Source organism: Arthrobacter sp. P1_B4 (genome assembly GCF_056406555.1).
The window spans coordinates 140,243-158,229 of record NZ_JBFTZW010000004.1; the positions used below are offsets into that span (position 1 = coordinate 140,243).

The 17,987-nt window shown below is 67.5% G+C and carries 16 protein-coding genes; 13 read left to right on the plus strand and 3 right to left on the minus strand.

Features of this window, described 5'->3' with window-relative positions:
* The first annotated feature begins 202 nt into the window (after positions 1-202).
* The 3 genes from AC1D1W_RS03735 (at position 203) to AC1D1W_RS03745 (ending at position 3,469) form a co-directional block, all read left to right on the plus strand.
* Positions 203-958: a cytochrome b N-terminal domain-containing protein gene (locus AC1D1W_RS03735; protein ID WP_243179672.1), complete on the plus strand. Its 756-nt coding sequence runs from the start codon at positions 203-205 to the stop codon at positions 956-958.
* The gene (locus tag AC1D1W_RS03740) at positions 955-1,908 is read left to right on the plus strand and encodes a hypothetical protein (protein ID WP_476942973.1); all 954 of its coding nucleotides are present in this window, start codon (positions 955-957) and stop codon (positions 1,906-1,908) included. The genes AC1D1W_RS03735 and AC1D1W_RS03740 overlap by 4 nt, the downstream gene beginning before the upstream one ends.
* 82 nt (positions 1,909-1,990) lie before the next feature.
* The gene (locus AC1D1W_RS03745; RefSeq protein WP_476942974.1) at positions 1,991-3,469 is read left to right on the plus strand and encodes an HNH endonuclease; all 1,479 of its coding nucleotides are present in this window, start codon (positions 1,991-1,993) and stop codon (positions 3,467-3,469) included.
* A gap of 25 nt (positions 3,470-3,494) precedes the next feature.
* On the opposite strand, the gene AC1D1W_RS03750 is transcribed toward AC1D1W_RS03745, so the two are convergent.
* A complete protein-coding gene (locus tag AC1D1W_RS03750; protein WP_476942975.1) occupies positions 3,495-4,004 on the minus strand; it encodes a hypothetical protein in 510 nt (169 codons plus the stop codon).
* A gap of 467 nt (positions 4,005-4,471) precedes the next feature.
* Here AC1D1W_RS03750 and AC1D1W_RS03755 point away from each other — a divergent pair, with 467 nt between their 5' ends.
* On the plus strand, positions 4,472-5,089 hold the full coding sequence (locus tag AC1D1W_RS03755) for a uracil-DNA glycosylase family protein (protein ID WP_028276890.1): 618 nt from the start codon (positions 4,472-4,474) through the stop codon (positions 5,087-5,089).
* A 61-nt stretch (positions 5,090-5,150) separates the two neighbouring features.
* Here the strand turns inward: AC1D1W_RS03755 and AC1D1W_RS03760 are convergent, their stop codons facing one another.
* Positions 5,151-6,449: a type II toxin-antitoxin system HipA family toxin gene (locus AC1D1W_RS03760; RefSeq protein ID WP_476942976.1), complete on the minus strand. Its 1,299-nt coding sequence runs from the start codon at positions 6,447-6,449 to the stop codon at positions 5,151-5,153.
* Positions 6,446-6,754 (minus strand): type II toxin-antitoxin system Y4mF family antitoxin, encoded by a 309-nt coding sequence (locus AC1D1W_RS03765; protein WP_243178039.1) that lies wholly within the window; start codon positions 6,752-6,754, stop codon positions 6,446-6,448. The genes AC1D1W_RS03760 and AC1D1W_RS03765 overlap by 4 nt, the downstream gene beginning before the upstream one ends.
* 398 nt (positions 6,755-7,152) lie before the next feature.
* On the opposite strand from AC1D1W_RS03765, the gene AC1D1W_RS03770 reads away from it, so the two are divergent.
* The 9 genes from AC1D1W_RS03770 (at position 7,153) to adhP (ending at position 17,894) form a co-directional block, all read left to right on the plus strand.
* Positions 7,153-7,773, plus strand: coding sequence for a hypothetical protein (locus AC1D1W_RS03770; RefSeq protein WP_243178040.1), 621 nt, complete (start codon positions 7,153-7,155; stop codon positions 7,771-7,773).
* A 119-nt stretch (positions 7,774-7,892) separates the two neighbouring features.
* Positions 7,893-8,636 (plus strand): YcnI family copper-binding membrane protein, encoded by a 744-nt coding sequence (locus tag AC1D1W_RS03775; protein ID WP_476942977.1) that lies wholly within the window; start codon positions 7,893-7,895, stop codon positions 8,634-8,636.
* Positions 8,637-8,775: 139 nt separating this feature from the next.
* The gene (locus tag AC1D1W_RS03780) at positions 8,776-9,471 is read left to right on the plus strand and encodes a FadR/GntR family transcriptional regulator (RefSeq protein ID WP_476942978.1); all 696 of its coding nucleotides are present in this window, start codon (positions 8,776-8,778) and stop codon (positions 9,469-9,471) included.
* A 125-nt stretch (positions 9,472-9,596) separates the two neighbouring features.
* Positions 9,597-10,664: an asparaginase gene (locus AC1D1W_RS03785; RefSeq protein WP_476942979.1), complete on the plus strand. Its 1,068-nt coding sequence runs from the start codon at positions 9,597-9,599 to the stop codon at positions 10,662-10,664.
* Positions 10,665-10,673: 9 nt separating this feature from the next.
* Complete coding sequence (locus AC1D1W_RS03790) at positions 10,674-12,089, plus strand: aspartate ammonia-lyase (protein ID WP_476942980.1); 1,416 nt, start codon at positions 10,674-10,676, stop codon at positions 12,087-12,089.
* A gap of 27 nt (positions 12,090-12,116) precedes the next feature.
* Complete coding sequence (locus AC1D1W_RS03795; protein WP_243178045.1) at positions 12,117-13,700, plus strand: amino acid permease; 1,584 nt, start codon at positions 12,117-12,119, stop codon at positions 13,698-13,700.
* 121 nt (positions 13,701-13,821) lie between these two features.
* Entirely contained in the window at positions 13,822-15,138 is a 1,317-nt protein-coding gene (locus AC1D1W_RS03800) for an ATP-binding protein (RefSeq protein WP_476942981.1), read from the plus strand.
* A gap of 195 nt (positions 15,139-15,333) precedes the next feature.
* The gene (locus AC1D1W_RS03805) at positions 15,334-16,623 is read left to right on the plus strand and encodes a GAF domain-containing protein (RefSeq protein WP_476942982.1); all 1,290 of its coding nucleotides are present in this window, start codon (positions 15,334-15,336) and stop codon (positions 16,621-16,623) included.
* A 260-nt stretch (positions 16,624-16,883) separates the two neighbouring features.
* A complete protein-coding gene (gene adhP / locus AC1D1W_RS03810; RefSeq protein ID WP_459386049.1) occupies positions 16,884-17,894 on the plus strand; it encodes an alcohol dehydrogenase AdhP in 1,011 nt (336 codons plus the stop codon).
* Positions 17,895-17,987 lie beyond the last annotated feature (93 nt).

Consider the following 17,987-nt stretch of genomic DNA (forward strand, 5'->3'; position numbering starts at 1 on the left):
GGAGTTGAACCGGCATCCTAAAAAGAATCGAGCAGCTCATGTCTGGATGGCTCGTGGCAAGCGTTGGCATGGTTGGTGATGGAACATATTTTKGCTGGGACGGTTTCATCATCCAATCCGGAAATCTGATCGTGATCGTCGTGATGATCATCTTGTTCATCCTGGCCCTGGTCCTGCCTTTTCCCGGAGGGAAGCGGCGGAAATGACTGCCCCTGCAACACCGGGACGCGGCGCGCAGGTCGATGAAACAGACGCCCGTACCTTGACCGGCAGGGCCCGCCGGTGGCTCCTGAGGAAGCTTCCGCCGGACAAACTTTTGCCCGAGGACCAGCCAAGCTTCGTGGCATCCTGGGCATACGTATTCGGCATGGGGGCCATCGCGTCCCTGCTGTGGATCATCGTTTCCGGGATTGTGCTGGGACTGAACGGACCCCAGTGGTATCACGTGTCCTCGCTGGGGAGTTTCGTCAACAGCACGCATTTGTGGAGCGTGGAGTTCTTCTTCATCTTTATGGTGGTGCACCTGTGGCTGAAATTCTGGATGGCGGCCTGGCGCGGGGGCCGGGTCCTGACCTGGATCACCGGCGTGATCTCCTTCGTCGTTTCCATCGTGGCGGCCTTCACCGGGTATCTGCTCCAGACGAACTTCGACTCGCAGTGGATTGCCTTTGAAGCGAAGGATGCGCTGAACGCGGTCGGCGTAGGCGCTTGGTTCAATGTGGCCAACGTCGGTCAGCTCTTCACCTGGCACGTCACGCTGCTGCCCTTGGCCGTGGGCGCTGTGGTGGTCCTGCACGTCCTGCTGGTCCGGGTCCATGGCGTTGCACCTCCACTGGATGCCGCGGAGTCCGACGCCCAGCTGCTTCACAACCGTCCGGTGGCCACCGAACCTCCTGAGGCCACCGAACCCGGGGGCACAGAATCCGGGGGCGCTGAATTCGGGGGTGCAGTGCAGTGACGAGGAAGGGCAGCAGTACCTCCTGGCGGAAGGCGGACGACGTTGCCGGCCGGCCCTGGACGGGCAGCGTCCGCGAATATGACCTCATCAAAGAACTGATCATCGGCGTTGTGGTGGTCGGCGTGCTCGTGTTCGGTGTGTCCGCCATCTTCGGGTCCCCTGATGAGCCCAGCGTCAGCCTCAAGACGTGGGCCACGGCCGCCCCCGCGGATTTCGTTGGCACCGCCGCGAAAGAGCTTGCCGGCACCAGCGATACTGCCGGATACGGGCCGCCCTACAACTCGACCCCGGACGCGACGCAGAACATCGGCCCCGTGGACTTTCAAAGCCTCTCCGGCGTCCGCCTTCCGGTTGATACCGCCAATGACTTCGTGATCGCCCCGCTGGCGACGCTGCCGTCGCCGCCGGCAGAGCTGGCGAGCTGGACGGCCGCCACGGATCAGCAGCGCTCAGCCTGGGCAGCTGCCTATTCGGACGCCCTTGCCGCTGCGCCGGATAACGACCCGGCCCAGGTGGGCGACGGCGACTATGGCCCGGTCCCTGCACTGACCGGAGCGTTGATGGAGATGGCGCGCCAAGGCAGTTTGGACGGCGTGCTGCAGAACGGTGGAAACTTCTACAACATGGACTACACGCGCGGCCTCCTCTTTTTGGGCGACGGCGGCTACTTCCCGGATCTTGCGGCCAGCCAACACCTCTCCGGGGATCAGTGGGGCGTCATGAACGAAACCGGCGATACGCCTGGGCAGTCCTGGTTGTGGCTCTTCTCGCTCCTTTACCAAGTGGAACCGTTCAAGTCCGCGCCTAATGCCGATGCCCTCGTCGTCGTCACGATGTTCGTGCTGACGGCGTTGCTGGCCCTGCTGCCGTTCATCCCCGGACTACGGTCGCTGCCGCGGGTGATCCCCCTCCATCGCCTGATCTGGAAGGACTACTACCGCAACCGCTGAGTCCGCCGGCAATCCGTGACGCCTAGCTTCGGCTGAGGAGTACAGGCGCGTTATTGTCAGAGGCCCCTGAGACACTGGGTTCATGGACGGCAATCACGGGCCCGAAGTGGCTCCGGCGGGACACGGCGACGCCGGCTTCGGCCATGCCGCGGGCGATGCCGCCGCCATTCCGGGCACCGCAGAGGCGGCCTTGGCGGGCCGGCTGGCCGCCGGACCTCTGGGCTTAGGCTGTCCGCCCACGGACAGTGCCGGGATCATTGACCGGATCCGGGAACTGGAGGACTGGAAGTCCGCCGCGTCCGCGGAACAGGCCCGGCTCGCCGTGGCCTTCGGCCTGCTCCARCGCCGCGAACAGGCCGCCGCCGGAGTCCCGGCCGAGAAGCTCGGCGCCGGTGTCGGCGCGCAGRTCGCCCTGGCCCGGCGCGAATCACCCGTCAGGGGCGGCCGGCTCCTCGGCCTGGCCAAAGCCCTCGTGACTGAAATGCCGCACACGCTCGCCGCCCTGCAGACCGGACAGCTGAACGAATGGCGCGCCACCCTGCTCGTGCGCGAAACCGCGTGCCTGAGCGCCGCGGACCGGGCCGCCGTCGACGCCGAACTCGCACCCGACGCCGGGACGTTCGCCGGGKCCGGTGACCGGTCCCTGGTGGCCGCGGCCCGGGCCGCCGCGTACCGGTGTGACCCCCGCTCGGTGACCGAACGCGCCGCGCACGCCGCATCCGAGCGGCACGTCAGCCTGCGCCCGGTCCCCGACACCATGTGCCACCTCACCGCTCTGCTGCCCGTGACCGCCGGCGTCGCCGTCTACAAGGCCCTCACCGGGCACGCCGACACCCTCCGCGCCGCCGGGGACCCGAGGGGCCGCGGGCAGCTCATGGCTGATGCCCTGGTCGAACGCACCACCGGGACCCCGGGCGGGATCAGCGGGGTCGAGATCCAGCTCGTCATCACCGACCGCACCCTCTTCCATGCCGGCGCCGAACCCGCCCGGCTCCCCGGCTACGGCACCGTCCCCGCCGGCTGGGCCCGGGAACGCATCGGCGCCGGGACTAACGCCAAGGACCGGGACTTCAAGACCTGGCTCCGCCGGCTCTACACCCACCCCGGCACCGGCGAGCTCGTGGGGATGGACTCCCGCGCCCGGCTCTTCCCGCCCGGGCACCGCCGCTTCATCCAGGCCCGCGACGACACCTGCCGCACCCCCTACTGCGACGCCCCCATCCGCCACCTGGACCACATCATTCCCTGGCACACCGGCGGCCCGACCACCACGGACAACGCCGCCGGCCTCTGCGAAGCCTGCAACCACACCAAAGAAACCCCCGGCTGGAAAGCACGCCCCGCACCCGGCACCCGCCACACCCTGGAAATCACCACCCCCACTGGCCACAGCTACTACTCCACCGCGCCGCCCCTGCCGGGAACACTGTTTCGCCCAGCGGCCACATCGCTCCACAGGCGCAAACTCCGGTACGTCGCCATGGCGCCCAAGCGCGCAAGGCTTGGCGCAAGGCTTGGCGCAGCGGCAGCGGCAGCGGCAGCGGCAGCGGCAGCGGCCTGAAACAACCACCTGAAGCTGGCCTGGCTTAGTGCGCTGTCATGCGGGCCTGAGCAAGGTTGGCGAACGGCAGCCGGCCGTGGAACGCACGAAAATCCTGCTGATAACGTGCTTCCGCTGCGTTCACTAGTTCTGGGGGCAGTTCCTTCCAAGCAACCATCAAGGCCTGCGAATCTGCGAGTTGCCACAGAAGCCTGCCACCCCAGTGGCCCACCGGGACACCGCGTCCGAAGTCCGACATTTCCCGGATCCTCTTACGAAGGCCGCGCTTACCCGTCTTCCCCGCGCCTGCCTTGCCGATATAGAGGACCTCAGCCCCGGCAACCCATTCGGCAGACAAGGCGGCCTGAGGAAGAGAAGGATCCTTGCCCTTGAAGTGACCTCCAGCGCTTCCCGCCAGAAACCGGGGCGTAAAGCCCTCCGGCATCAGCACGACGTAGATACCCGGGGCCTGCGGGATCTCATTCAGCTCGAGTTCGGCGAACGACCGGAAACCGGTAAAGCCAGCGGCGGTGAGCGTCTGCATATCGAAGTCCATGACGCTACTTTCGCAGAAACTCCTCGGCGCACGGCTCACTAACCACGGAATGCGATAAACGGGCCTTCTTGGCTTCGGTTTCCGCTGCCCGTTGCAAACGACCGGTCCCATTCGCGGCTCTTGCCCTCGGCTCCGCCCCGCTTCATCGCATCCGGCAGGCCGGCGGCAAAGAAAAGCGCCCGACCACCTGAGCGGCGGCGGACGTCAGGCCTGCAGGTACCTTCGCGATCTCGCTAAGAGACGGCTCGGACACTTCAATGTCCCGAACAACCCGGAGTCATCAGATGGTTACCTGCAGGCGCTTTAAGCCTACGCCCGCCTCACTGCCGTCACCAGAGGGCCGTTGACTCGGGGCAAACCCCGCGCAGCCCCGGCCGAATAGGTCCCGGCCGAAACACCCCCTGCCGCGAAAGCGTAGAGTGGAGGAAGCCGCCTGATTCTGGACGCCAAGTGCTGAGGGAGAAATCGTGACGATTGACTGGGACGAAAAGAAGACCCTGCTGCAGGAGCCGAACATCGCCGCGGTGACGCAGCTGTGCGACGAACTCATGGAAAAGAAGCCTGGATCCGTGGTCCCGTACATCGACCCCATCCATGACGAGGACGAATGCCGGATCGTCAGCCTGCATATCAGCCCGGGCAAGGGCACCGAATCGGGCTTTGTCTCGCACTTCAACGACGATGAAGCCGCCCGCCGCGCCACTTCCATCTACGAGGCCGCAGAGCTGGACCCCCGCTATGTGATGCCGTGGAACGCCTACCCGTGGATCCGCGATCCGGAGGCATCCTCGGCCCTGAACGTCCAGGAGAAGACGGACGGCCTCCGGCCCTTCCGCCAGTTCCTCAAGATCAACAAGCGCGTCTCGGCCGTTATTGCGCACGGCGCGGACGCCCACTCCTTCCTGACGCTTTTCGAGAAGACCTACCATTCCTCGCTGAAGAATCATGGTGTCAAGATCTACAAGGCCACCGCACTTGGCGGCCGCGCCTTCGCGGTATCTCCGGCCAAGCAGGAAGAGCTCCTCGCCAAGAACGTTGAGGTCTACAAAGACGCCATGCAGCGGGCGGGCATCCAGCACCTCTGAGGCTCCACGCAACGGCATCCGTCAGCGGCACCCGGCGCAAGCCGAGCCGGCGCCGGCGGCATCACCCGGCCAGCAGCCTGCGCCGGTGCTTGAGTTCGTTGACCCAGTCGCGGGTGACCATCGCTGAAAACGGCGAGGCGCCGTCGTCGGTCATGGAGCGGAACGCCGTGCCCGCCTGAAGGTCCGCCAGCAGCGGTTCCGAGGCCTTCAGCGCCAGTTCCAGCACCTGGACGGCGGCACGTTCAGTCAGCCCCATCCCTGCGGCCCAGCCCAGGAAGTGCTTCCGGGATATCCCTGTGCGTTTGCCGTCCAGGGTCAGGGCGAGTGTCTTGTCCCCGTAGACGACCGTGGACGGGATGTCGTATACCGGCGCGATGGACCATTCCCCGGCCGGCTGCTGCACCATGGAAACGTTCTTCGCGTGCAGGTCGCCGTTGCCCGTCAGCCACGCAAATGCCGCCTGGAGGGCCAAATTCCGCACCGCGGGCAGCGGAGCCGCGCAATAAGCCGCAAGCGCACGGCACACCTGCCCGTATCCCACGTTGTACTTGTCCGCAGGGTAGAGGCCCAGCACCTGCGCGCCGTCCTCGACGGCGAGCCGCTGCACCGCCCGCGGCGACCTGGCCGCCGCCTTGGGCCCCGACACGCCGGCGACAGGCCCACCGGATACAGGCCCACCGGATACAGTGCCACTGGCTACAGGCACCCGGTCGAAGCGTTCCACGAGCAACCCGGGCCGCCCGGCGACGTCGCGGATCAGCTGGACCCGGCTCAAAGGGATCCGCAGCCGCGCCGCGTACCGGAACATCGCGTACTCGTTTTCGACGACGTGCGGGAACTCGGGCGCGTTGAGTTTAAGGATGTAGCGCCGGCCGGCGCTGGCCACCGGCATGGAGATCATTCCAGCGGACAGCTTGTCCTGCACCCCCGCCAGGGCCACCGGGTCGATCAGCCCGGAGTCGCCCAGCAGGGCCTCGAAATCCACGGGCGTTGCGGGGTCAAGCTCGACGGCGTGCTCGTCCGGGTCCAGCTTCTCGCCATGGCCAACGATTTGCACATCACCCACCGGGTTGGCACCGGCCGCGATGAGCAAGGACAGCTCATCATCCACGCTGGTCTTGATGGAACGGCGCAACGCATTCAGCCGCCGGCCCTCCGGCAGAAGCCCAGTGAAATACGGCGGGGCCGCTCCCGCCGCGGACAGCACGGGTTCCGGAGTTAGCGGCAGGGAGCTCGCGACGGCGGGGCCCCCGGACGCCAGATAGGCCGGCAGGTAGCTGAACCTGGTGCCGCCGTCGTGCCGTTCCAGCCGGGCCGCCAGCACGCCGGCCTTATAGATATCCGCGATGCGGTGCCTCATGGCCGGGCTTCCGGCCCGTCCCGCAGTTCACCGTCGGCCCGCAGGCCGGCCACCGGACTGGCCACCGGGCCGGTGAGGGCACGGGCTGCGGCGCTGGTCCGGGTCTGGACCCGGAGTTCCAGCCCCAGCGTGTCCAGGAGCGCCAGCAGGGAGTCCAGCTGCACCGTGCGTTTTCCCTGTTCGACGAACCGGACGAAGCGCTCTGAGACTCCGGCCAGTTCGGCCAGCTCACGCTGGCTCAGGCGGAGCGACCCGCGCCGGGCCCGGGCCTCGGCAGCGAGTTCGCCCGGAAATGCGTTCCCCATGGCAGCCTCCCGTTAATCAACACACGTCCGAGGGTCCGGCGTTCGTGCGTACGAACCCTGTGGGTTCGAACCCTGTGTGCGTACCAACCCGTGGGATCGAACTCTGTGGGTTCGAACCCTGGCGGTACGAACGTGCCGCTTTGCAGGCATTTCCAGTATAGGACGGGCCAGGATGCCTGCACAGAGCTATAACGGCACGTACGTACCGGCGCACTGGGCAGGCAGGGGCAACCGCCGGCGATCGAAGGCACCCGCCGTCATAGCCGGCTGGCGCAGCCCTGCCGCCACAGATTGGGCGGTTCAGCCGCGCGCGGGCGCGGCGGTTCACAATGGCCCGTAGGATTTAAGGGACTTAAGCGACAACCAGACCCCACGGAATCCGGAAAGGACTGCACACGATGACGCGCGCTTCCTTCCGGCTGTTCCGCACAGGCCTGATCGGATCCATCATCGTGGCGCTGGCAGCCGGCGGCCACCTGGCCGGCGGCGGACGGCTGCCCGAGCCGGCGATCGTGACGGCGCTGTGTGCCGTGGCGATGGTTCCCGTCGCCGTACTGACCCGCGTCCGCCTGTCCTTTCCGGCCCTGGCCGGCCTGCTCGGCGTAGGGCAACTGTGGCTGCACTGGTCCTTCGGCGCCTTGTCCTCAGGGGCGCCCGCAGCCCTCCAGGGCCGGATGGCTGCGGGTCATCCGGGCCATCCGGGCCATTCGGCGGCTGCCATTGCCCCGGCGATGCCCGACCCTTCCATGGCGGTTTCGGCGGCCGACATGGGCGGAGCCATGTTCGCCGCCCACGCGATGGCGACGCTCGGCACGGCACTTTTGCTCGCCCGCAGCGAGCGGGCCCTGTCCGCACTTGCTTCCTGGCTGCGCCCGCTCGTGCAGCTGCCCCAGCCCTCCGCCGCCACGCCCCTGCGCGTCCCCGGCCCCTGCGCGCTCAACCTGGTCCTCCCCAAAGCCCGGGCTGGCCTCCGCCTGCCGACCAGGCGCGGACCTCCGGAGTTGTCGCCCGCCGCCTGACATCAATCCCTTTCACCTACGGACGGGGACAACAGGCGGCCACCCCACTGCTACCGCCGGACGGACAACGCACCGGACGGCTCCCCACCTGATATCCGTTAGTGAAAGGCACCTTTGCCATGAAGTCCCCCCTTCGCCGTACCCTCAAAACCGCCGCTGCCGCCACGTTGACCGCGGGCCTGCTCGCCGCCGGCGCAGCAGCCGCCTCCGCCCACGTCCACGTCGACACCGATGATCCCGCCGCGGGCGGCTACAGCCACCTGACGTTCAACGTCCCCAGCGAGTCGGAATCGGCCAAGACCAGCAAACTCGAAGTCACGCTGCCCACGGACACCCCGTTCACTTCGGTGTCGGTGAAGCCTGTCGAGGGCTGGAAGGCCGTCATCACCACGAGCGAGCTGCCGAAGCCGATCACGGTCGCCGGCGCCACGGTCACCAAGGCCCCGAGTTCCGTGGTCTGGACCGCTGACGAGGCCCACCAGATCGGACCGGACGAGTACCAGGCCTTCTCACTGTCCGTCGGCGTCCTGCCGGACGCGGGAACCACTGTGACACTGCCGACGGCCCAGACCTACACCGATGGAACCGTCGTGAAGTGGGACGAGAAGACGGTCGAGGGCCAGGCTGAACCCGGGCACCCGGCACCCTCCTTCGTGACCACGGCCAAGGACGCCGACGCCCACGGCGCAGCCGTCCCCGCCGCAGCCACGACGACCGCACCCTCGGCGGCCCCGGCAGCGGCAGCGGGCACGTCCAGTGACGGCGGATCCGCCGCCGGCTGGATCGGGCTGGCTGCAGGGCTGATCGGCCTGGCCGCGGGCGTCACCGCGCTGGTCCGCACCCGCCCGTCCAAGGTCCAGTAGTCCCGGCTAGCAGCCCGGACACAAACCCAGGCAGGTAGGCCGCCGCCGGAACTCCGGCCCGAGCGGCGACGGCGGCCCCGGACCCCGGGGCCGCCGTCATACTTGACACGCCGATGTGATCTCTGCCATGTTTTAAAGCGTGAACCTGTCAGACAGCCGGACAGCAGGACAGCCCTTGGCTCGCCTCAGTGCCGCCGAAGCCGTTTTCAACGTCCTCCGCACCGAGATCGAATCCGGCAAGCTCGGCGTCGGCGCCAAGCTGAGCTCCGAGGCCACTCTTGCCCAGCAGTACGGCGTGAGCCGCTCCGTGGTCCGCGAGGCCTTGCGCTCCTGCACCGCCCTGGGTTTGACGGTCACCAAGACCGGGCGGGGCACGTTCGTCGTCGCCAACCGCGTGGCAAAGGACCTGGTCCTGGGCCAATACTCGGCCCGCGACCTCACGGAGGCGCGTCCCCATATCGAGGTTCCTGCCGCCGGACTGGCTGCAGAACGCCGTTCGGCCGAGGAGCTGTCAATGCTGCGCGACATCGTTGCCGCGATGAGCGGCGAGGACGACCCCGAAGTGTGGGTGGGCCTGGACTCCAGCTTCCACGCGTTGATCGCGCGGGCCAGCCGAAACAAGGTCTTCGAGAACGTCGTCGCGGACATCCGGGACGCCCTCGCGCACCAGTCCGAGACCCTGAACATGGTGGCGGACCGCCAGCACGCGTCCGACGAGGAGCACCGGCGCATCCTCGCCGCGATCGAAGCCGGCGACGCGGCGACGGCGCGCATCGCCATGAGCCAGCATCTGCACGCCGTTGGCATTGCCCTCGACTCGATCCTCAACGCCTGACGTCAGGCGCCTGGTGCCGTCAACAATGCCGGAAGCAATCCGGGGAGCCCCGGCAAAACCAGCACCAACACAGTGACCAGCCACCACAACCGCATCGACCGCCACCGCCACCGCCAAAGGACGCAATGACTTCCCCTGCTCTCGCCAACACCCCGACCCCGCTCGCCCCGGAGTGGCTGCCGCAGCACGTCCCGCTTGCGGTCCAGACCCGGGACGGGCTGGTCGAGAGTGTCCACTACGGCTCGGTCATCGCCACCGCAGCGGACGGCCAGATCCTCCTCACTGCCGGGGAGCCCCTCGCCCCGTTCTACCCGCGGTCCGCCCTGAAGCCCCTGCAGGCCGTCGCCATGGTCCGCGCCGGGCTGGACCTCCCGGACGACCTCCTCGCCCTCGCCGCCGCCAGCCATTCCGGCGCAGCCAGCCACCGTGACGGCGCCGGGCGCATCCTGGAGCTGCACGGCCTGACGCCCGCGGACCTCGAGAACAGCACCGATCTCCCCTACGGCGCCCGCGAGCGCGAAGACTGGCTCGGCGGCGGCGGCCAGGCCACCCAACTGACGCAGAACTGTTCCGGAAAGCATGCCGCCATGGCGGCCACCTGCGTTATCAACGGCTGGCCGGTCCAGGGCTACCTGGACCCGGCGCACCCGCTGCAGCAGCTGGTGGCCCGGACCGTGGCGGACCTGACCGGTGAAGACCCCCAGCGCACCACCACTGACGGCTGCGGCACCCCGCTCTTCGCGCTCACGCTCCGCGGCATGGCCCGCGCCTTCGGCCGTTTGGCCGCGGCCGCCGCGTCCGGATCCAGATCCGGCGAAACAGAAGCCGGCGCAGCGGAAGCCGCCGTCGGCCGCGCCATGCGCCGCCACCCCGAGATGGTTGCGGGCGAGGACCGGGACGTCACCGCGCTGATGCGCCTGGTCCCCGGCCTGCTCGCCAAGGACGGCTTCGAGGGCGTCCAGCTGGTGGGCCTCCCGGACGGCCGCGCCCTCGCCGTGAAGGTTTCCGACGGCGGAGACCGCGCCCGGATGCCCGTCACCGTCCGGGTCCTGGCCGCGCTCGACGTCGACACCTCCCCCCTGGCGCGCCTCGCCGCTACCCCTGTGCTGGGCGGCAGCCGGCCCGTCGGGCTGCTGCAGGCCACCGATTTCCTCGCTGACCCCAAGATCTCCCACGCCCCCAAAGACCTGTAAGGGACCGCCATGACCTCGCACGACGAACGCGCAGAATTCCGCTCCGAACACGATCTCCTGGGTGACCGGGACGTTCCCGCCGGCGCCTACTGGGGCGTCCACACCCTCCGGGCCGTGGAGAACTTCCCCATCACSGGCCAGCCGCTGTCCTCCAACATGCACCTGGTCCGCGGGCTGGCCGCCGTGAAGCTCGCCGCSGCCCGCACCAACCACGAGCTCGGRCTGCTCGACGCCGGGCGTGCCGCCGCCATCGGGGACGCCTGCACCGAGGTCATGAACGGCAARCTCAGCGAGCAATTCATCGTCGACGTCATCCAGGGCGGCGCCGGGACCTCCTCGAACATGAACGCCAACGAGGTCATCGCCAACCGGGCCCTGGAAATCCTCGGGCACCCGAAGGGCGACTACKCCCGGCTGCACCCCAACGACCACGTCAACCTCAGCCAGTCCACCAACGACGTCTACCCCACCGCGGTCAAGCTCGGCACGATCTTCGCGGCCCGGGAACTGCTCCAGGCCCTCACCGAGCTCGAAGACGCCTTCGCCGCAAAGGCCCTCGAGTTCCGCACCGTGGTCAAGATGGGCCGCACCCAGCTCCAGGACGCCGTCCCCATGACCCTCGGCCAGGARTTCGGCACCTACGCCGTCACGATCGGCGAGGACCGGCTCCGCCTGGCCGAAGCCGACCTGCTGATCCACGAAATCAACCTCGGCGCCACCGCGATCGGCACCGGCCTGAACGCCCCCGCCGGGTACGCCGAAGCCGCCTGCCGGCACCTGGCCGAAATCACCGGCCTGCCGCTGATCACGGCCGTGGACCTGATCGAGGCCACCCAGGACGTCGGCGCCTTCGTGCACCTCTCCGGGGTGCTCAAGCGGGTCGCCGTGAAACTCTCCAARATCTGCAACGACCTCCGGYTGCTCTCCTCSGGCCCGCGCGCCGGCTTCGGCGAGATCAACCTCCCCGCGGTGCAGTCCGGCTCCTCGATCATGCCCGGCAAGATCAACCCGGTCATCCCGGAAGTGGTCAGCCAGGTCGCCTACGAGGTGATCGGCAACGACGTCACCATCACCATGGCCGCCGAGGCCGGCCAGCTCCAGCTCAACGCCTTCGAACCCATCATCGTCCACAGCCTCCACAAGAGCATCTCCCACCTCGAAGCCGCSTGCCGCACCCTCACGGCCCGCTGCGTCCGGGGCATCACCGCCAACACCGAACACCTYCGCCTCACCGTGGAACAATCCATCGGCCTCGTCACCGCCCTGAACCCGCAACTCGGCTACGCCACAGCCACGGCCATCGCCCAGGAAGCCCTCGCCACCGGCAAAGGCGTCGCGGAACTAGTRCTCGAACACGGCCTGCTCACCGACGAGCAGCTCACCGAGCTCCTCAGCCCGCAGCGCCTGGCCAACCTGAGCAAGTAGCGCACCTCCGAACCCCGAAGGACCCCCATGACTTCTCCTGACACTGCCCGCGCCCAAAAACTGCCCGCTCAACAGCAGACCCAGCAACAATCCGCCGTCACCGACCACACCATTCCGGCTCATGCCCACGCCTCGGGGGCCGCGCTCCACGCCGAGGACCAGGGCTACCACAAGGGCCTGAAACCCCGGCAGGTCCAGATGATCGCGATCGGCGGCGCCATCGGCACCGGCCTGTTCATGGGCGCCGGCGGCCGGCTCGCCAGCGCCGGGCCGGCCCTGATCATCAGCTACGCCGTCTGCGGGTTCTTCGCCTTCATGATCCTGCGCGCGCTCGGCGAACTCGTGATGCACCGGCCCTCGTCCGGCTCGTTCGTGTCCTACGCCCGCGAATTCTTCGGCGAGAAGGCCGCGTTCGTCACCGGCTGGCTGTACTGGCTGAACTGGGCCATGACCGCGATCGTGGACATCACCGCCGTCGCGCTGTACATGAACTTCTTCAAGAAGTACTGGGCGCCCATCGCGGACGTGCCGCAGTGGGCCTGGGCGCTGGCCGCCCTGATCCTGGTCCTGGGCCTGAACCTGATCAGCGTCAAGGTGTTCGGCGAGCTGGAATTCTGGTTCGCGCTCATCAAGGTCGTGGCGCTCGTGTCCTTCCTGCTCGTCGGCATCTACTTCGTCATCTTCGGCACGCCCGTGGCCGGGCAGGAAGTCGGCTTCAGCCTCATCGCGGACAACGGCGGCATGTTCCCCAACGGCCTGCTGCCGGCCATCGTGGTGATGCAGGGCGTCGTGTTCGCCTACGCCTCGATCGAACTGATCGGCACCGCCGCCGGCGAGACCGAAAACCCCGAAAAGATCATGCCGCGGGCAATCAACACGGTGATCGTGCGCATCGCGGTGTTTTACGTCGGCTCGCTCGTGCTGCTCTCCCTGCTGCTGCCCTACAGCTCCTACAAGGCCGGCGAAAGCCCCTTCGTGACATTCTTCGGCTCCATCGGGGTCGACGGCGTGGACGCCATCATGAACCTCGTGGTCCTCACCGCGGCGCTGTCCTCGCTCAACGCAGGCCTTTACTCCACCGGCCGGATCATGCGCTCGATGTCCATTTCCGGTTCCGCGCCGAAATTCGCCGGCCGGATGAACAAGTCCGGCGTCCCCTACGGCGGCATCGCCCTCACTGCCGCAGTGGCTGTCCTGGGCGTGATCCTGAACGCCGTGGTCCCTGCCGAGGCCTTCGAGATCGTCCTGAACGTCGCATCGCTGGGCATCATCAGCACCTGGGCCATGATCGTCCTGTGCCAGATGCAGCTCGCCCGGCTCGCAGCCCGCGGAGAACTGCTCCGGCCCGCGTTTCGTATGCCGGGCGCACCCGTCACGGGCTGGATCACCCTGGCCTTCCTCTTGGCGGTGCTGGTCCTCATGGCCTTCGACTCGCCAGTCGGAACGTGGACCATCGCCTCCCTCGCGGTCATCATCCCGCTGCTGATGCTCGGCTGGCGCCTCTGCCGGCACCGCATCCTGGAGATCGCCGCCGTCCGCGACGGGTTCACCGGCCCGTATCCGCTCGTGGCCAACCGACCCGTGCGTGGGACCGGCGGGGATTCGGAGTAAAATCCCGGCAGTCCGGGTCCGCGTAACGCAACGTCCCCGCAACCTCTCCTGCACGTGGTTCGCATATGCTCAGCGGACAGACTCAACATGGCTCAGCGACGAACCACCCGGGAGACAGCTCATGACCAATTGGCGGATCAGGGATTTCCATTCGGCCGACCTCGACGGCATCCTGCACCTCTGGGAGTCCCTCAAGGAATCAAATGTCGAGCCCGTCTACGCGCTCTCGGAGGTCCTGGCCTCCTGCGAGAAGGACCACGCCGTCGTCGCGGTGCAGGGCGAGCAGGTGGTGGGCGCCGCCGTCGGACGGGCCGCCCACGACCAGGGCTGGATCGTCTTCCTGGCCACGTTGCCCGAATTCCGGGGCCGCGGGATCGGTACCTCGCTGCTGGCCGCGGTCGAGAACCGGATGGCACCGCACGGGCTCAACAAGCTCTCGGCCCTGATGCCGGAATCCGAAACCCGGGTGGAGGCGTTCCTGGGCCGCGGCTTCGCGCTGAAGAAGAACCTGCGCTACTTCGAACGGAAGATCCCGGTCCAGCGCCAGGAACTGGAACCCCTCAGCCTGCTTGGCGGCCGCATCCTGGCCCGTGACCTGTGGGAGAACGTCGCAGGCATGCGCCTCGAAAAGGAACTCCTGGAGCGCCGGCTGGTCCTTCCGCTCGCGGAGGCCGACCTCGCCGACGAATACGGTGTGGTGCCGCCGCGCGCCGTGGTCCTTTTCGGCCCTCCCGGTACCGGCAAGACGACGTTTGCGAAGGCGATCGCGTCCCGGCTGGAGTGGCCGTTCGTGGAGGTCTTCCCCTCCCGGCTGGCCGCCGATCCGAAGGGGCTGGCCGGGGCGCTGCGCGAGACGTTCCTGGAAATCGCCGAACTGGAGCACGCGGTGGTCTTCATCGACGAGGTCGAGGAGATCGCCGCGCAGCGCTCGGGCGAACCGCCCTCTCCCCTGCAGGGCGTCACGAACGAGCTCCTGAAGATCATCCCCGCCTTCCGCGAGCAGCCCGGCCGGCTCCTGGTCTGCGCCACCAACTTCATCCGCGCCCTGGATTCGGCGTTCCTGCGGCACGGCCGGTTCGATTACGTCATCCCGATCGGCCTGCCGGACCGGCAGGCCCGGGAGGCCATGTGGCAGCGCTTCATCCCCGTTGCCGTGGTGGACGACGTCGACGTCGAGCTCCTGGTGGACCGTACCGAGGGCTTCTCCCCCGCGGACATCGAGTACGCGGCCCGCAGCGCCTCCCAGCGGGCACTGGAAAAGGCGGTGTACGACGACGGCGGCGCGGCGTCCAGCGGCAGCGCCTCAATCCGCGAGGCGGTCCGGAAGGGCCCCTCGACCCAGGACTACCTCGACGCGATCGCGGACACCCGGACAACGGTCAGCGATGAAGTGCACCAGCAGTTCCTCGAGGACATCGACGCCCTGGGACGCGTCTAGATGGACTCCGCCAGCAGTTTGTGATGGGGCCAGGCCGCGATCAAGGCACACAGCGGCGGTATCCTTGTGATTGGGGCCACTTGGACCCCACTTCTGTTTGTCGACACTGGAGCCACCGTGCGTAGTCCCCGGTTGCTATCCCCAAACCCGGCGACCGAGCCGGCGCAATCTGCTGCCAGGCGTGTCACAGCATCGATGCAGCTCAGCATCAGGTCCGGGACGGGTCCGCTTCGCAGAATCATTGAAGAATCCTGGAAGCGTTCGCTCCGGCTGCAGGCCAACCCTGACATGCCGCCGTCCTCGGTACTCCTCGATGGAGAAGCCCTTGAGGAGTACCGTCGCGGCCATCCGCTGGCGTCGATCATGCCGGTGATTAACAAGCTGCTGATTCAGCCCAGTTCCGACCAAGGGTTGCTCGTGGCTGTCGGGGATGAGCTGGGCCGGCTCCTGTGGGTCGACGGGGACGCTGCCCTGCGCCGGCGTGCCGAGGGCATGATGTTCGTTGAGGGCGCGGACTGGTCCGAGGCCAGCGTGGGCACGAGCGCTCCTGGAACCGCCCTGGCACTGGGCCGCAGCCTCCAGGTCTCCGGTCCCGAGCATTTCAACCGGGCCGTTCACGCGTGGAGCTGCACGGCCGTGCCGTTCCGTGATCCAGACACCGGTGCCGTGATCGGAGTCCTGGATATCACCGGCACCGAGATGGCAGTCGCCCCGCACACGCTTTCCCTCGTAGAGGCTGCGGTCGCGGCCGCGCAGGCGCAGCTGCACGTGGAGCGTCTCCTGCTGGCCGCTGCGCAACGCGACCGGCTCGCACGGCGGCGACAGCCCGCGTCCGCCGCAAGGCCCAGAACCGTTCCCGGCAGCCCGGCCCGGAGCCTCTATCGCAACAGCCTGCAACTGCTCGGCCGCGACCACGCGCTGCTCAGCATCGAAGGAAGAACAGTATCGCTGTCTCCACGGCACAGTGAGATTCTGGCCCTGCTGAGCATCCATCCGGATGGTCTCAGCGGCGAAGAGCTGGGCGGCATGCTGTTCGGGGAAGTCCCAGCCATGACACTTCGGGCGGAGATGGTCCGGTTGAGAAAAGTCCTGCAGCAGTTCAATCCTGCCGCCGTACCGGAATCCCGGCCCTACAGACTCATCGTGGACGTGCTGCCGGACGCCGGACAGGTTCTCAGTTGCCTCCAGCGCGGGGCACACCGAGTCGCCCTGGAGATTTATCGCGGACCGGTGTTGCCTCGCTCCGAGGCTCCGGGTGTGGTGACGCTGCGCAGGCGCGTCTCCACACTCCTTCGGGAGGCGGTCCTAACGGACGGCAGCGCGGAAGCCCTGCTCCAGTATGCGGAACTTCCCGAAGCGAGCGATGACATTGCCGTCCGGATGGCGGCGCTGAAGCTGCTGCCGCCCCGCTCCCCTAAGAGAGCTGGGGTGGTGGCCGACATCGAGCGCCTGGAAGCCGAACTCGGAACTCACCAGCCAAGGTGACCTGACTCACAAGACTGCAACCTCGTCGCAACCCTCCCTTCCCTAGGCTTTAGGCAGCGGCCATCATCCTGCTCAGCACAAGTGCCAGCGATGGTTGGGTTATCCACACCCTGACAATCCGCGGGCCTCACCCGCACCCCCGGTGAGGCTTTCGGCGGACAACGGGCATCACGCCCGGCTTCTGGAGTGACGTTCAAACTCATGCCTGCGCATTATTTGCTGCGGCTACAAACGACGAAGGAATATCGACAATGACGACGATGAGAGCAGCTGTAGTTACCGAATTCGGCAAGGATCTTCAGATCCAGGACCTGCCCGTTCCCGTGCCGGGACGCGGAGAGGCCCTGGTCAAGGTCCTCACCACCGGCGTATGCCACACCGACCTGCACGCCGCGGAGGGAGACTGGCCGGTCAAGCCGTCACCGCCCTTCATTCCCGGCCACGAAGGCGTGGGCGAGGTCGTCGCCCTCGGCGAAGGCGTCACCGATCTGGCCATCGGCGATTTGGTCGGCAACGCGTGGCTCTGGTCCGCTTGCGGCGACTGCCAGTACTGCCGCACTGGCTGGGAAACCCTGTGCGAGGCGCAGCAGAACGCCGGTTACAGCGTCGACGGCTCCTTCGGCGAGTACATGCTGGTCGACAGCCGGTTTGCCGCCCGCATTCCGGCCGGTTCGGACCCGGTGGAAATCGCACCCGTGCTCTGCGCCGGCGTGACCGTCTACAAGGGCCTGAAGATGACCGAGGCCAAGCCGGGCCAGTGGGTCACCATCTCCGGGATCGGCGGACTCGGGCACATCGCTGTCCAGTACGCCGTCGCCATGGGGCTGCGGGTCGCTGCGGTGGACATTGCCGATGACAAGTTGGCCCTGGCCAAGAAGCACGGCGCCGAACTGACCGTCAACGCCCTGCACGAAGACCCCGTCGAAGTTATCCAGCGCGAAACCGGAGGATGTCATGGAGTCCTGGTCACGGCAGTGCACCCGTCAGCGTTCGGGCAGGCCATCGGGATGGCCCGGCGCGGCGGAACGATCGTTTTCAACGGGCTGCCGCCGGGGGACTTCCCGGCGCCGATCTTCGAGATTGTGCTCAAGGGCCTGACGGTCCGCGGCTCAATTGTCGGAACCCGGCAGGACCTGGAAGAAGCACTCGACTTCTACGCCCAGGGCAAGATCCACCCCACGGTCTCCACGAGGGAGCTCTCCGAAGTGAATGCTGTCCTCGACGAAATGAAGCATGCCAAGATCGACGGCCGCGTGGTCATCAAGTACTGATCAACAAGTACTGATCAACCCGGCTGGCTGCGGCAGCGGCGTATCCCCAGGCACCCTGGGGATACGCCGCTGCCGCAGCCAGCCGGGTTGATC

Excerpts from the sequence above, each read along its gene's own strand:
- AC1D1W_RS03735 (WP_243179672.1), top strand. The coding sequence starts at position 203 with ATGACTGCCCCTGCAACACCGGGACGCGGCGCGCAGGTCGATGAAACA.
- AC1D1W_RS03750 (WP_476942975.1), bottom strand. The coding sequence starts at position 4,004 with ATGGACTTCGATATGCAGACGCTCACCGCCGCTGGCTTTACCGGTTTC.
- AC1D1W_RS03760 (WP_476942976.1), bottom strand. The coding sequence starts at position 6,449 with ATGAGGCACCGCATCGCGGATATCTATAAGGCCGGCGTGCTGGCGGCC.
- AC1D1W_RS03765 (WP_243178039.1), bottom strand. The coding sequence starts at position 6,754 with ATGGGGAACGCATTTCCGGGCGAACTCGCTGCCGAGGCCCGGGCCCGG.
- AC1D1W_RS03770 (WP_243178040.1), top strand. The coding sequence starts at position 7,153 with ATGACGCGCGCTTCCTTCCGGCTGTTCCGCACAGGCCTGATCGGATCC.
- AC1D1W_RS03775 (WP_476942977.1), top strand. The coding sequence starts at position 7,893 with ATGAAGTCCCCCCTTCGCCGTACCCTCAAAACCGCCGCTGCCGCCACG.
- AC1D1W_RS03785 (WP_476942979.1), top strand. The coding sequence starts at position 9,597 with ATGACTTCCCCTGCTCTCGCCAACACCCCGACCCCGCTCGCCCCGGAG.
- AC1D1W_RS03795 (WP_243178045.1), top strand. The coding sequence starts at position 12,117 with ATGACTTCTCCTGACACTGCCCGCGCCCAAAAACTGCCCGCTCAACAG.
- AC1D1W_RS03800 (WP_476942981.1), top strand. The coding sequence starts at position 13,822 with ATGACCAATTGGCGGATCAGGGATTTCCATTCGGCCGACCTCGACGGC.
- AC1D1W_RS03805 (WP_476942982.1), top strand. The coding sequence starts at position 15,334 with ATGCAGCTCAGCATCAGGTCCGGGACGGGTCCGCTTCGCAGAATCATT.
- adhP (WP_459386049.1), top strand. The coding sequence starts at position 16,884 with ATGAGAGCAGCTGTAGTTACCGAATTCGGCAAGGATCTTCAGATCCAG.